Here is a 13,517-nt window from a genome sequence, read left to right on the forward strand (position 1 = left end):
ATCCGAGACAGTGCATGCAACAGACCAACCCGAACCAAAGCTATTTGCAAGGACTATTAAAATAATTGCACCAATAAAGATGAAAATCAAACTAACTATGAAAACGATATTTCTCACTTTCAATGACGAGATTGAGAGAGTAAAGTTTTTCGTGAAAATATAGTCCCACACATTTTTATCAAAACCTTATCGTAGGACATAATTAATAATGATAAAAATAAAAGTCACAGTGATAGTATATATAGTACTGTTTTAAGATATGGCCTGCTATCCATTAGCTTCTCCTGTATAACTTAAAATAGTTTGTATGTTAAAATTTAGGGGAATCATTTTCCTAATTCTCCAGCTAAAAGTTCAGCCTGCTTCAAAATGGTCTCTGTGGCGAGCAAGGACATATCGGGTGGATAACCATATTTTTTGAGCAGACGTTTTACCACCACGCGAATTTTTGCTCTTGCTGCTTCTTTCACTGTCCAGTCAAGACTGACATTGTTGCGGATAGCCTCTGTAAGTACGACTGCCAGTTCTCGTAGTTTTTCCTTTTCCATTAACTCGCGAGCACTGTCGTTATCTGCAACAGCAGAATAGAAGGCATATTCATAAGCGCTGAGGTTTAACTGGCTGGCAAGGCTGTCAGATTCCTGGATAGTCTTGGCAAGCTTGATTAGCTCATCAATTACCTCCGCTGCGGTCAGTACCTTGTTCTGGTAGCCATTGATTGCAGAGGTCAGCATATCAATCAGTTTTTTGCCTTGGGTGATACTTTGATTCGAGCGAACCTTAATCTCGTCAGAAAGCAGTTTTTTAAGCGTTTCCAAAGCAATATTTCTGTGTTGGTAATCCTTCATTTCCTGAAGGAATTCTTCAGAAAGAACGGAAATATCTGGTTTTTGTATCCCAGCAGCGTCAAAAATATCAACAACTTTATCGGTAACCAGAGCCTGATCGATAGTCTGTTTTACCCGAACTTCCAGACTGTCATTGTGTTCTTCTTCTGATCCGTCTGAGTTTTCAGTAAATTTATTCAGTCTGGCTTTTACTGCCTGGAAGAATGCTACTTCGGGTGCCGCTTCCATTGCTTTATCGTGCGGTGTCGCCAATGCAAATGCCTGCGACAAGGCTGCAACCGCAGCCAGGAAACGCATTTTACCTTTACCGTTATCCAGCCCTAAAATATGGTTTTCTGATTCAAGAATAATTGTCAGGCGTTGTGAAGTAGTTGCGGCAAAGTAAGCTTTGTAATCGTAGCCATGCATCATGCCTTCCAGGATTTCCAGCTTTTCCTGCATGAGCGTTACAGCTTCTTCCTGAACCTCAGCAGGATCTCCACGTCCACCTGCATCAGAGTAAAAGGAGAGGGCTTCTTTTAAATCAGAGGCAATGCCCAGATAGTCAACAACCAGACCGCCTATCTTATCTTTATACACACGGTTCACACGGGCAATTGCCTGCATGAGGTTGTGGCCTTTCATTGGTTTGTCGATATACAGCGTATGCATGCTGGGAGCGTCGAAGCCGGTTAACCACATATCACGCACTATCACCAGTTTCAGCTTGTCGTCGTCATCCTTCATACGATTAGCCAAAACCTGACGTTCTTTTTTTGTGGTGTGGTGTTTAGCGATTTCTGGTCCGTCAGCAGCAGAAGAGGTCATGACGACTTTAATCACGCCATCATTTAGATTATCGCTGTGCCATTCAGGTTTTAACTCTATGATTTCTTTATAAAGTTCAGCAGCAATACGACGGGACATGGTGACAATCATGCCCTTGCCATGATCGGCATTAGATTTTAAGCGCTGTTCAAAGTGCTGAACCATATCCGCCGCAATAGCTTTAATACGTTTTGAACTGCCAATCAAACCTTCGATTCTGGCCCATTTAGACCGTTCTTTCTGGGTAAGCGTCAGCTCGTCTTCGTTAAACTCATCGTCGAAGTCTTCAATTAGCTGGCGACCTTCGTCACTGATGGCAATTTTGGCAAGACGGCTTTCATAGAAGATACGCACGGTTGCACCGTCTTCTACGGCCTGTGAGATATCGTAGATATCAACGTAGTTACCAAAAACAGCAGGTGTGTTTACGTCCGTTTTTTCTATGGGGGTTCCGGTAAAGCCAAGATAGGTAGCATTGGGCAAGGCATCACGCATATATTTGGCAAAGCCGTAAACGGTGCGTTTACCTGTTACGTTGCCTTCGCTGTCTTTCACGTCAACTTCTTTGGCGCTGAAACCGTACTGGGAACGGTGTGCTTCATCAGCGATAACGACAATATTAGTTCTGTCGGACAGCAACTCATAGATATTGCTGCCATCATCAGGCTGGAATTTTTGAATAGTAGTAAACACCACACCGCCAGAGGCGACACGCAAATATTCTTTGAGTTCTTCCCGGTTGTTGGCCTGTTTTGGTGTCTGACGAAGTAGCTGAGTGGCAGAAGAAAACGTACCGAATAGCTGATCATCCAAATCGTTACGGTCAGTGATCACTACCACTGTTGGATTATTCAGCGCCAGTACAATCTTCCCGGTATAAAACACCATCGAAAGCGATTTACCGGAACCCTGGGTATGCCACACGACCCCCGCTTTACGATCTCCGGTTTTTTGCGCATTAACAAGAACTTTACTGTTACGTCCCTGCTGGCGCAGTGCTACTTCGGCAGAGGGGGAATCTGCATTTACACCTGAGGCACGAATAGTGGAAAGTACTGCTGCATTAACCGCGTAGTACTGGTGATAAGCAGCCATTTTTTTAACGGTACGGATACTGATAATCCCTTTGCTGTCTTCATGTTTGCTGGCTTCAAACACGATAAAGTGGCGGATCACATCCAACAGCGTTACAGGATTAAGCAACCCCTGTAATAAAACTTCGAGCTGTGGTTGGGTACTGGTAGCTTGTGTTTTACCATTAGCGGTTTTCCATGTCATATAACGACTGAAATCGGCGGAAACCGTTCCCGCTTTGGCTTCCAGTCCGTCTGAAACAACATTAAAGGCATTGTAGGTAAACAGGCTGGGGATTTGGTTCTGATACGTTTTTATCTGGTTATAAGCACCTGCAACCGTTGCATTTTCGTCAGCGGCATTTTTAAGTTCGATAACGACTAACGGCAGACCGTTAATGAATAAAATAAGGTCTGGTCGGCGGGTATGATTGCCTTCTTTAATGGTTATCTGGTTCACAACCAAAAATTCATTATTCGTGGGATCGTTAAAGTCGATCAGGCAGGCCAGCTCTCCTTGTGTATTACCATCCTTGCTGACTTCGATATTGATTCCTTCGGTCAACAGGCGATGAAAGGCCAGATTGTTTGCCATTAGATCAGGTGTGCTGATCTGCATCACCTGTTTTAGAGTTTCCTCGCATTTCTGCTCACTGAGGTGTGGATTTAGTCGTTGCAAGGCAGTACGCACCTTATCTTCAAGGATAACCTGCTGATAGCTACGTAACGGATTGATGCCACTGGGTTCAATGTCCGGGCCGTAAACGTACTCATAACCCAGCCCTTGCAGGTATTCAATCGCCATTACTTCAATATCGGATTCGGTCATCTTTGCCATGCGTACTGTCCTTATTGCTGCTTAACCAGATAGCGGGTTGTGAGCCCGCTTAATTATTTTATGCTACTGATGCGATTGCTTCTTCTACATACTGAACCTGTACTTCACCGCTCATCAGTTTGGGAAGAAGAGTGTCTCGAAGGTTTTCAATTATATTAATTTGTTTTGAATTAAATTTTAACTTATCAAATAAACTTGAAATGGATTGATGAAATATTTTCAACTCATTTTCTGAAGGGGAAAGAAATGTTATGTTAGAAAAATCCCCAGTGTTCAAGTTTAATGTTGCAGTACCGCCACTTGCCAGATTATTTAATTCATCACCCATGCTTTTCATTAAAAGATACAAGAAATATTTATAATATTCCTTGTTAGGAATAATGGAGTTAATTTGTTGGTTTGTTTGCATGCTTACATCAGTTATACAGACTAAACCAACAGTAGCGATACAGCTAACACATATACTTCCTGGTGGAATTGTTTTTTTTGATTGGCTATGCTCCCCTGCAAATGAAAGATTATCAGTTGATTTGAATACAAAAACCTTGCCATGCATGTCAGGGATTTTTAGAAAAGGAACATCATTACCAAAATACAAAGAATTCTTTTTTGAAGGCGTTTTACCACAAATTATACTTCCAAAAGAGGACAGTTTTTTTTCCGTCCAGTGTATCTGCGCGTCCTCAATAAACCACTGCCTAAACAGGGTTTCGGCCATGGATTCCAGAGTTTTATTCTGGCGATGAAGCAAGTCTATTTTGTCATCAAGAGATGAAAGGACAGAAGCTATAGCTTTCTGTTCTAACTTTGTGGGTAATAAAAATTCATATTCACATATTTTTTTGGGAGAAGTATGCATTACAGAAGTACCACTTGCAGAGTTTGCAATAAACTCTTGGTACTCACGAGTACGCATCTTCCAATACAAATACATCTTGTCTAAGTCATTATTTAAAATTTGTACTAATCCAACTCGTTGATTATGAAGGTAAATGTTATTGTCATTAGGAACTAATGCAGCATAACCAAGAGTATCTGTTTCCTTACTTAAGTCGGTCATTGTAACTATCAGTTCACCACCATTGAACCTATATTGTTCAGGATAGGTTTCACCTGAGTAGTATTTGAATTTAGAGGATTTGAAGCCACCTCCAATATTGAAGTTTCCTGGCGTTACAAGGATTTTTTTTGTTTCTTGTGAAGTGATAAATTTACCGGGGAAAGCATATCCGTGTTTAATCGTAACAAAGTCACCAAGCTTCACTACATTTTTAAAAGTCATAAAACCACCTTTGCCAAATTATCAGCGATAGCTTTATTTAATCGTGATTCTTCTTCCAATTGTGCTTCAAACTCCGCTTTAAGAGCCGTAAAGCGTTCTTTAAAGTCGAAGTCGTCTTCTTCATCAGCAAGACCAACATAACGACCAGGTGTCAGCACATAGTCAAGTTTAGCAACTTCATCAATGTCTACTGACGCACAGAAACCCGCAATATCTTCATATTCGCCACCTTTGTTACGCCAGATATGGTAGGTGTCTGCGATGGTTTTAATATCGTCGTCAGAAAGTACTTTGGTACGACGATTAATTAAATGACCGAGATTACGGGCATCAATAAACAGAATTTCTTTACTACGATCACGATACTGGTTGCTGTTATGACGGTCACGGCGCATAAACCATAATGCAGCAGGGATCTGAGTATTCAGGAACAGCTTTGCCGGTAAGTTGACGATACAGTCAATCACATTGGCATCTTTTACCAGTGCAGCACGAATATCACCTTCACCAGAGCTTTTAGAAGTTAATGCCCCTTTTGCCAGAACAACACCCGCTTGCCCTTTAGGAGACAAGTGATACAAAAAATGTTGCATCCATGCAAAGTTAGCGTTGCCAGCAGGTGGAATGCCATATTGCCAGCGGGCATCACCACGAAGCTGCTCACCAGACCAGTCGGAAACGTTAAACGGTGGGTTAGCTATGATAAAATCAGATTTCAAATCTTTGTGAGCATCGTTAAGAAATGAACCTTCATTATTCCAGCGAACGTGTTCAGAATTAATCCCACGAATTGCCAGGTTCATTTTTGCCAGACGCCAAGTGGTCTGGTTGGACTCCTGCCCATAGATCGAAATATCGTCAATATTTCCCTGATGTGCTTCTACAAATTTTTCTGACTGAACGAACATACCACCAGAACCACAGCAGGGATCAAAGACACGGCCTTTATAGGGTTCCAGCATGTTAACCAGCAGGCTTACAATAGATTTTGGCGTATAGAACTGGCCGCCTTGTTTGCCTTCTGCCAGTGCAAATTCACCTAGGAAGTATTCGAATACGTGACCTAAAACGTCAGCAGAGCGTGCTTTGGCATCTCCTAGTGCAATGTTGCCAATCAGATCTATCAGCTCACCCAGAACAGTGGCGTCGAGGTTTTGTCGGGCATAGACTTTCGGCAACACACCTTTTAACTGTGGATTGCCCACTTCGATAAGCTCCATCGCATCATCAACCATCTTACCGATTTCAGGAAGCTTGGCCTTAGAAATCAGATAGTTCCAACGTGCAAGCTCAGGGACAAAGAAAACGTTGTAAGCGGTGTACTCGTCTTTGTCTTCCGGATCAGCACCTGCGAACTCGCCTTTACCGGCTTTCAGCAACTCATAATGAGATTCAAAAGAATCAGAAATGTACTTAAGGAAAATGAGGCCTAGTACGACGTGCTTGTACTCGGCTGCATCAATGTTTTTACGCAGTTTGTCTGCCGCTTTCCACAGGATGACCTCTAACGGGTCTGTTTTGATTTCTTTAGGTTTTCTGGCCATTAGCGTAACCTTATGAAGGGGGAAGATGGCCCTATTTTGCCTTAAAGTTCCGCTTGTTACGAGCTTATACAGCGATTAATTATTATCTGGTTTTAGTGTGTTCGTGTAGCTCAGCAAGTGCAATGACTCATGGAGTAAATGCTTTGTAGCGGGATTGTAGATGTCAGGTCATTGCCGTCAATGGAGCCAGTGTCATTGGCATAATTGCTGCACAGCCGATGCCACGCGCACATTCGCTAGTTCACTGTGGTTCATCGTGTGTACTACACCAGTACGCAGTCCGGGAAGTAACGGCATGGCAGAATCGTTTGTAAAGACGTTCAAGCGGGATTATGTGTACGTAGATGATCTGCTGGATGCAGTCTAAATGATGGAAACAATGGCAGAATAGATAGAGGATTATAATAATCTGCATCCACACAAGGGGTTGAACATGAAATCGCCACGCGAATATCGTGATGCCATATTAGCAGTTAATTAGCCGTGTCCGTTTTAGCAGGGACAACTCCAGTATTCAAAAAAGCTTTCTTAGTGCATATGCATGAGGTGAATAGATGTACAGGCTATGACAAACCATAGTTGTAATTTTTAATGTTTAAAATTCTCCGTTACAGTAGGACATTCCTTGTACATTAAATTCCATCTAAGGTTGAATTTTTAATTTAATAAGGTCGCAATCTAAAATGATGTGTATGGGGTTATTTGTAAGATGATTTTTTATTTTTGATAGTGGTGATTAAGGGAGCGGGTAATGTTTGTCTATTCAAAAATATAGAGATTCTAGGTTGGTAGCAGTTTGGCTTCTTTTCTAACCGAAGGGCAGAAAAGCAAGGGGAACTCGAAGAAGCAAGCGCAGCGGCTTCGCAGAGTTAGCCCTTGCTTCATTTCGCTATAATAATAAAAAATCGCAGTGCCTGATATTTTATATAAAGATATACAGCTTAACTTGCATTTATTTTAAAGCTTCTCTTGCAGCACAGAAGATGCTATAAATTTCCGCTTCGGTTGAATAGATGACACTGTATGGTGCTTATAATTAAAAAATTATTCACTCAAGCAATTCTTTTTATAATAAATATTATTTATTTCACAAAAATGCTTGACATTCTTTCTTAAAGTGATTAATTGTAATGTTGTATAAATTTAAAACAAGAGGTTAAATAATGACTGAATATAATACGGCCTTCAATGAAGTAGACTTGCTTATGAATGAGATGCTTGAAAAATTAAATATATCATTAAATGAAACGAATTTATATCCAACTGATGATATGTTTCGGATAATTGTGCAAGAGATTGATGTTGAAAATTTAAAAATACTATCTTTTATTTATAACGAAGGATCTCAAGAGGTTATAGACAATATGACTCCCGTAATAAAAGAATTCATGTACTGGTGGGGAGATAATTTAGATTATGGTACTATTAATATCCAATCTCTAATTGCAAAAAAAGAAGAAAAAATAATTTCTTCAATCATATTAGAAAATTCAGATAAAGCTAAAAAAATAAAAAGAATTTGATGGTTAATTGCAATCCTGACAATCATGCTCTCATGACCATTTTTTAGAGGGATGAGGGGCTGTTGCATTCACTTCATAGGAATACCTACTCATAGAGGCTGTCTGGCACGAGCGAAGCTCTTTGATCTGTTTCTTGACTGCGAAGATCTCTGTTTTAGCTAACTCACTATTGCTACTTTTTGCATCAAGATGGCTTATAAGGCGGTTCAGCTTTTGGGATATGTTAGACTGTGATTTCCAAGCTTCAACATTGATAGCAGGAACGACAGGAGGAAGCCTATCAAGAGAAGTTAAACGAAGCCATTCGCCTTTGCTTTTGTCACCTCTGTTTTTATTGAGAATAGCCAATTCTTCTTTATTAAATCGAACACTGACACAATGTATTCGCAAAGATTGAGCAGGGGGGATATGATTATTGACTGGTTTAAAATCATTTGTATAGGATAAGGTTATTGTATTACTCATAGAAACTCCTTTTCATATGTGTATTCGCTTTATGGTGAGCAATCCTTGCACACCCATAATACAGTTATAATAGGAATGCAATTTATGTCAATTAGTTAGATAAGACTTTGACTTTCTTTCTTTTTCAACCGAAGGGCGAAAAACAAGGAGACTAAACGAAGCTCCGCTTCGTTTAGTCATACCTTGCATCTATATAGATGCTATTGACATACTCATATAATGTTGTATCAATGGATTATTGTTAAAATAGATGAGGCCTGATTATGATTAATAATAAAAAAATACTATATCTGTTGGCTTTTATGTTCCTGTTATCATTCATATACACTTTTTTCGTTAATGAACTATTAGCTAACAGCAATAGTCTTGGTGAAACATTTATAATTTTACTACCTATATATTATATTATTGTATTCCCTTTTGTTTTCTTTCCTGTAAAAAAGTGTAGCAACTGAAAATATTAACTACACTTTTAAGAATTGAAATATGATTAGTTTATGAATCTACTGACGAAAGCCGAAATTATTTTTGCGAACGACAATGCTGCAATTATTACGAGAAGTGCATAGCCTAACCCGCTTTGAAGGAATATAGGAAAAAGGTCATTTTGGACACCAGGTAAAGAATCAACGCATAAACTTATCGCAGCCGAAGCTGTCGCAAATGAAAATAGCCACTCAGCTTGTACTTCGTATCTTTTATAAAATACAGAAAAACCTAATGACAAAATTGCAGGGGGAATTAAGAGTATATATTTAGATAAGCTTTCATTAGAGTGATACTTATGATTAATTATTACCCCAAGAACAACGAAGCCAGCAAAAATAAATAACAGTATTAATATGATTAACCACCGTGGATATGATTTACTTGTGCTATTCATATAATTACAACCTTTTTATTTGTTTGGTTTTTGATATGTGAATTTATATAACATCTTCCCATCTGCTGCTGATAAATAACAGTGTGAAATATTTTCTTTGTTTGGGATTATTAGCATGAGAAAAAAAGGTCTTGTATGACCTGATTTGATAAATAAGTCTTGGATACTGCGGATATCTGTTCCTGATGGGCTTGCCATTCCTTCGTTATGTGTATGCCAATCACCTAAGTAGTGGAAACCCTGCTTGAATAACGATATGATATCTTCTTTGGCTTTTTTCTCATCTAACTTGAAATAATTTCTTTTCCTCAAGTCAGTAGAGCCTGGTGTAGTTATTTTATTGATTTCAATCTCAGAATCATTGAGATTATTGGAAAATAGCATACCTCCTGATTCTTTACTAAAACAGTGGGTTTGACGATGAGAAAATAATTCATCTACTATGCTTTGGCTGATGCATATTTTGAAATCTAATTCGGCACAATGAAATTTATGCATCACTTTTTTCCCAATTAGAATTTTCAAAAATCAAAGGTATAATACAATCACCCTTTCCTGGGTTTCCGAATTGTGCAATCCATTTATCATTCCAGTTACCACCAAGTTCTAAAAGCTCTGCTTCTCTTCCTATGTAACTATATGCAAAAGATTTATTTGAAAAACGATCCATGATTAGATCTATTACAGTTCTTGCCGTTAGAGCATGTAAATTAGTCAAAGGGATAGCTCCGTATGGTTGGAACTCTCCGGCACATGCTGCTATTCTTTTACGAGTATTTTCTTTCCAGTAAGTAGCAGGATATTTTAATGCACCTATATTTTTGCCTTCTGTAATATGCCAGCTATTAAAAGCATTAGAATCCACTTGGTTGACTATTACATGCCCCGCCATTGCATGAGCTTCAACAAATGCAAAGACAATAGCACCGAGAATGTCTTCCGACTGTCTTTTAATTAACTGCTGTTCAGTATTCCAATGTGCAGTGCAGCTTACTATAATATCGGCTTCTGCAATTTTTTTGTTATTCTTGGAATCTTCTGTCCAATCTTCATTAAAAGCTTCTATATAGACATTTGGAAACTCTTCCCGTAGCCTTGAGGCAAGAGCTAATGCTTTATTTTTATAAACAGAATCAAATCCTAATAGATGACGAGAGGAGTTTTCACTCTTCATTAAATCATCATCCCAAAGCATCATTTTTCTAATGCCTGATTGAAGTAACAGTCTTGATACCGAAGATCCTACTGAACCACATCCGACGATAGCTACTTTATGTTCAGAGATTTTCTTGTAAGTTTTGTTATGCTCACGACCCGTTAACCAAGAATCGTCAGAACGGTCTACTATAAGATTTTCTGTTTTAGTTTGGCCTATTCTATTTTTTAAAATCTTTCCATCAATGTAATTTCTATAACCATCTAATAAAGCTGTATTTCTGAATCGACCCCGACTAATACCTCTGGTATCAAAGCGGTCAGTGGCAAGATCACTAACTCCCTTAGGAATCTGTATTCCTATAATATTCATCCCAGAAGGCGTTGGGAATGAAACTAGAATTATGGGCTTGACATTGAACATATTAGCACAAGATCTTAAGATCAATTCAATAGTGCTTTCTGGATCTTCCTGTTGCTGATTTATGAGTTCAAAAAAATCCCTTGCAGTTTTGGGATACTGACTCGGATACCAGGCTTCATTGAAGAATATCAATGGAATTGAAACTACTTTAGAGAGTTGCTGTTGCCTTATTCGTTTATCTTTTGAATTACTTCCATCCGATTCTAATGGCAATATTTTTTGGTTTTCCAACCAGTTAATTAATTCTTTTTGTGTGTCAGAATATATTACTCCAAATTTCCGGGTCCGATAACCGAAAACCAACCTTGTGTTTTTATTTGTTAGATCACACTGGCTTATAAGTCGATCTATTTTATTACATTGATAAATCCAATAGTTCTGGAACTCATCAATAAAATCCTCATTTAAATCACCATTTATTCCTTTTCTTAGCATTAGTATAGCATCGTTTAGTAAATCGACTGCATAGGTCATATCATTATGATCGATGATATAACTGTCAGGCCAAACACATAACTTGCCATTTTTTTCCAAGTGTGGGAGTTGGCAAACATCAATTTTTGGTGAGGAAATAAACACATCTGGGATGTCAAATTGACTAAGAGTTTTGTATCTTAGTTGCAATACAATAGGTTCATTACTAAATTCTAAATCAGTTACTAATTCCCAAGCACAAACATATTTACCGTTGAATTTTGATAATTCATTCGTAGAAAGCTTCCTTGCACCATAAGGTGCAAGGATAGTGCTCAACTGATCTATCTTTTTATTAAGACAATCAGGCATAACCACCACCACCTTGTCTATTTACAGCGGCACTTGATGATTCGGCCATACCTAATGCAGATGCAGCAATTTTCTTAATACCGTTATCGGAAATTTCAATCTCTAACGGAATATTCTCTCCATTCTTTTTATGGTCTGACACACATAAAAACTGACCTTGCACATCATCTACTATTTTTTCATATTCTTCTTTGGCTCGGTATGCTGGAGGATCTTTTTCGTCATTTTCAATTGTTTTAGAGCTTGAAATTATAAATGCTTTTTCTTTTGCTCTATTAAAAACTTCCATAGCTTTCTCGGAAGTTTTAGCATCATCTCCTTTTTTGCTTAAACTATCATGAGATAGACTATGCCAAGAACAGTGATGTGGTGCTTGTAAAATGTCATAATCTAACCATGACATAGAATATTTATTGGTTAAACGATCTCTAACACCTTCCCAACAAACGACTTCTGCATCACCACCACTTAAAAAGTGTGCAGTTTTATTGTCACCTTTAATTTCAAAATTTATTATTACGCTGGAATGATTTTTACCTAATTTATCTTCCAACTCATCAAGATCTTTCTTGGGTGAAGGACCCAATAAATGAGCTTCAAAATATGAAGAATAACTTTGATTAATCCAGCGGGTTGTTTGGTCTAATTCTAATAGGATACCTGGTATGTCGTCTGTTTTCCCATCTTCGTCTTTTCCTAAGACCAGAACTTGGTTTCCAACTCCATCCAAATAATTTTTTTCTTTATAAAGATTAACTCTTCTCTTAACTTCTTTATTCAAAGCTATTGCATCATCGCATAACGGATGATTTTGTGCATGGTGTCGCCTGAATACAATTGGACTTGACCAAATCTCATTTATAAAAATTTTATCGTTCTTCTCACTCCAATCTTCTGGTTTTCCTAAATGAAAGTGGTCAGCCACCCCATCACAATGATCTGAATCAGGGTGAGTCCAAATAAAAAGATGGACAAACAAACGACCTTCGTTATTTCGAGGAAGCTTTTCTCTGAGTTGGGTGCGAACATCAGGATGTTCTTCACCATCCCTGATGCGACAATCTATTAAAATATTTTTATCATCTTCCGTTTGGATGAGGGTCATATCCCCATTCCCAACGGGAAAGAAGCATATCTTTGCAGACATATCATATCCTTTTTAATTATTTCTGATCGGAATTATCACCCGATCTTGCTGTGCGAGATTTTTCAATCCCAAAAATAGCCATACCAACATCTTCAATTTTGCCAACGAACTTATCGACATTCAACCCTGCAAAGAAGGCAAATGCCATATATCCGTAGTCACCACCACTGCCATTTTGTGATGCATCTAACACTATTAATCCAGCTTTAAGGAATAGATAAGCCACTACACCGCAGATGCCACTAACGATAGGTCTTAATACATACCAAACATGCCAACGGTCATCCCAACAATTCCTAACACATTTGTTTAGATATACTCCACGAATGCAGTAAAGAGTTCCACCAAGAACACCTATCAATCCACAACGAATCATGAGCTTCTTACTCATGATCCATTCAGGGAATACATCGCCCTTTACTAATCCTGCATACACAAGCACAACAAGTAAGAGTAATGTGAAGAGATAACCGATTATCCTTTTCATATGTAGCCTATAAGTAACTTTTGAAGAGGGTTTTTATATTTATTCATTTTAGATCATGACATTAGATTGTCTAGAGAAGTACTGCTGCATCATGGGGGTGTGGGAGTCTAAGTTTTCTATTGTACTCATTGGTTTATGATGTCCATTTTCTTAATTTTTAATGAGTTAGTGATTTTTGTAGTTATCATTAAGTTTCACGTTGTCTCATCGAATATCATGAAATCCTACATTTAAAGGTGGGTTAAAGTGTACCTT

At 38.5% G+C, this 13,517-nt stretch carries 9 protein-coding genes and 1 pseudogene; 2 read left to right on the top strand and 8 right to left on the bottom strand.

Annotated elements, in window-relative coordinates:
• Window positions 1-326 precede the first annotated feature (326 nt).
• From HV334_RS05250 to HV334_RS05260, 3 genes are read right to left on the bottom strand one after another with little or no spacing between them, the layout of a single operon-like run.
• Complete coding sequence (locus HV334_RS05250) at window positions 327-3,566, bottom strand: type I restriction endonuclease subunit R (protein ID WP_096862067.1); 3,240 nt, start codon at window positions 3,564-3,566, stop codon at window positions 327-329.
• 58 nt (window positions 3,567-3,624) lie between these two features.
• The gene (locus HV334_RS05255) at window positions 3,625-4,848 is read right to left on the bottom strand and encodes a restriction endonuclease subunit S (RefSeq protein WP_132467376.1); all 1,224 of its coding nucleotides are present in this window, start codon (window positions 4,846-4,848) and stop codon (window positions 3,625-3,627) included.
• Complete coding sequence (locus tag HV334_RS05260) at window positions 4,845-6,392, bottom strand: class I SAM-dependent DNA methyltransferase (RefSeq protein ID WP_096862068.1); 1,548 nt, start codon at window positions 6,390-6,392, stop codon at window positions 4,845-4,847. Before HV334_RS05260 ends, HV334_RS05255 begins: the two co-directional genes overlap by 4 nt.
• 256 nt (window positions 6,393-6,648) lie before the next feature.
• On the opposite strand from HV334_RS05260, the pseudogene HV334_RS05265 reads away from it, so the two are divergent.
• Together HV334_RS05265 and HV334_RS05270 are read left to right on the top strand one after the other, a co-directional pair.
• Window positions 6,649-6,873: pseudogene (locus HV334_RS05265) on the top strand (integrase core domain-containing protein); the annotation flags it as partial.
• 682 nt (window positions 6,874-7,555) lie between these two features.
• The gene (locus HV334_RS05270; protein WP_004114822.1) at window positions 7,556-7,915 is read left to right on the top strand and encodes a hypothetical protein; all 360 of its coding nucleotides are present in this window, start codon (window positions 7,556-7,558) and stop codon (window positions 7,913-7,915) included.
• A 30-nt stretch (window positions 7,916-7,945) separates the two neighbouring features.
• Here HV334_RS05270 and HV334_RS05275 read toward each other — a convergent pair whose 3' ends face one another.
• From HV334_RS05275 to HV334_RS25245, 5 genes are all read right to left on the bottom strand, one after another.
• Window positions 7,946-8,380 (bottom strand): hypothetical protein, encoded by a 435-nt coding sequence (locus tag HV334_RS05275; protein ID WP_004114820.1) that lies wholly within the window; start codon window positions 8,378-8,380, stop codon window positions 7,946-7,948.
• Between the two features lie 898 nt (window positions 8,381-9,278).
• Window positions 9,279-9,761 (bottom strand): Mov34/MPN/PAD-1 family protein, encoded by a 483-nt coding sequence (locus tag HV334_RS05280; protein WP_031275127.1) that lies wholly within the window; start codon window positions 9,759-9,761, stop codon window positions 9,279-9,281.
• Entirely contained in the window at window positions 9,754-11,628 is a 1,875-nt protein-coding gene (locus HV334_RS05285; RefSeq protein ID WP_004114814.1) for a ThiF family adenylyltransferase, read from the bottom strand. The genes HV334_RS05280 and HV334_RS05285 overlap by 8 nt, the downstream gene beginning before the upstream one ends.
• Entirely contained in the window at window positions 11,621-12,775 is a 1,155-nt protein-coding gene (locus tag HV334_RS05290) for a hypothetical protein (RefSeq protein ID WP_004114812.1), read from the bottom strand. The genes HV334_RS05285 and HV334_RS05290 overlap by 8 nt, the downstream gene beginning before the upstream one ends.
• A 16-nt stretch (window positions 12,776-12,791) precedes the next feature.
• The gene (locus HV334_RS25245) at window positions 12,792-13,166 is read right to left on the bottom strand and encodes a hypothetical protein (protein WP_123912595.1); all 375 of its coding nucleotides are present in this window, start codon (window positions 13,164-13,166) and stop codon (window positions 12,792-12,794) included.
• Window positions 13,167-13,517: the final 351 nt, after the last annotated feature.

Origin of the sequence: Citrobacter sp. RHBSTW-00944 (assembly GCF_013615435.1) — a bacterium.
Taxonomy (GTDB): domain Bacteria; phylum Pseudomonadota; class Gammaproteobacteria; order Enterobacterales; family Enterobacteriaceae; genus Citrobacter; species Citrobacter braakii.

What these genes read in the sequence shown, in the direction of transcription:
- HV334_RS05290 (WP_004114812.1), bottom strand. Translation starts at nt 12,775, where the DNA reads ATGTCTGCAAAGATATGCTTCTTTCCCGTTGGGAATGGGGATATGACC.
- HV334_RS05270 (WP_004114822.1), top strand. Translation starts at nt 7,556, where the DNA reads ATGACTGAATATAATACGGCCTTCAATGAAGTAGACTTGCTTATGAAT.
- HV334_RS05260 (WP_096862068.1), bottom strand. Translation starts at nt 6,392, where the DNA reads ATGGCCAGAAAACCTAAAGAAATCAAAACAGACCCGTTAGAGGTCATC.
- HV334_RS05275 (WP_004114820.1), bottom strand. Translation starts at nt 8,380, where the DNA reads ATGAGTAATACAATAACCTTATCCTATACAAATGATTTTAAACCAGTC.
- HV334_RS05250 (WP_096862067.1), bottom strand. Translation starts at nt 3,566, where the DNA reads ATGGCAAAGATGACCGAATCCGATATTGAAGTAATGGCGATTGAATAC.
- HV334_RS05280 (WP_031275127.1), bottom strand. Translation starts at nt 9,761, where the DNA reads ATGCATAAATTTCATTGTGCCGAATTAGATTTCAAAATATGCATCAGC.
- HV334_RS05285 (WP_004114814.1), bottom strand. Translation starts at nt 11,628, where the DNA reads ATGCCTGATTGTCTTAATAAAAAGATAGATCAGTTGAGCACTATCCTT.
- HV334_RS25245 (WP_123912595.1), bottom strand. Translation starts at nt 13,166, where the DNA reads ATGAGTAAGAAGCTCATGATTCGTTGTGGATTGATAGGTGTTCTTGGT.
- HV334_RS05255 (WP_132467376.1), bottom strand. Translation starts at nt 4,848, where the DNA reads ATGACTTTTAAAAATGTAGTGAAGCTTGGTGACTTTGTTACGATTAAA.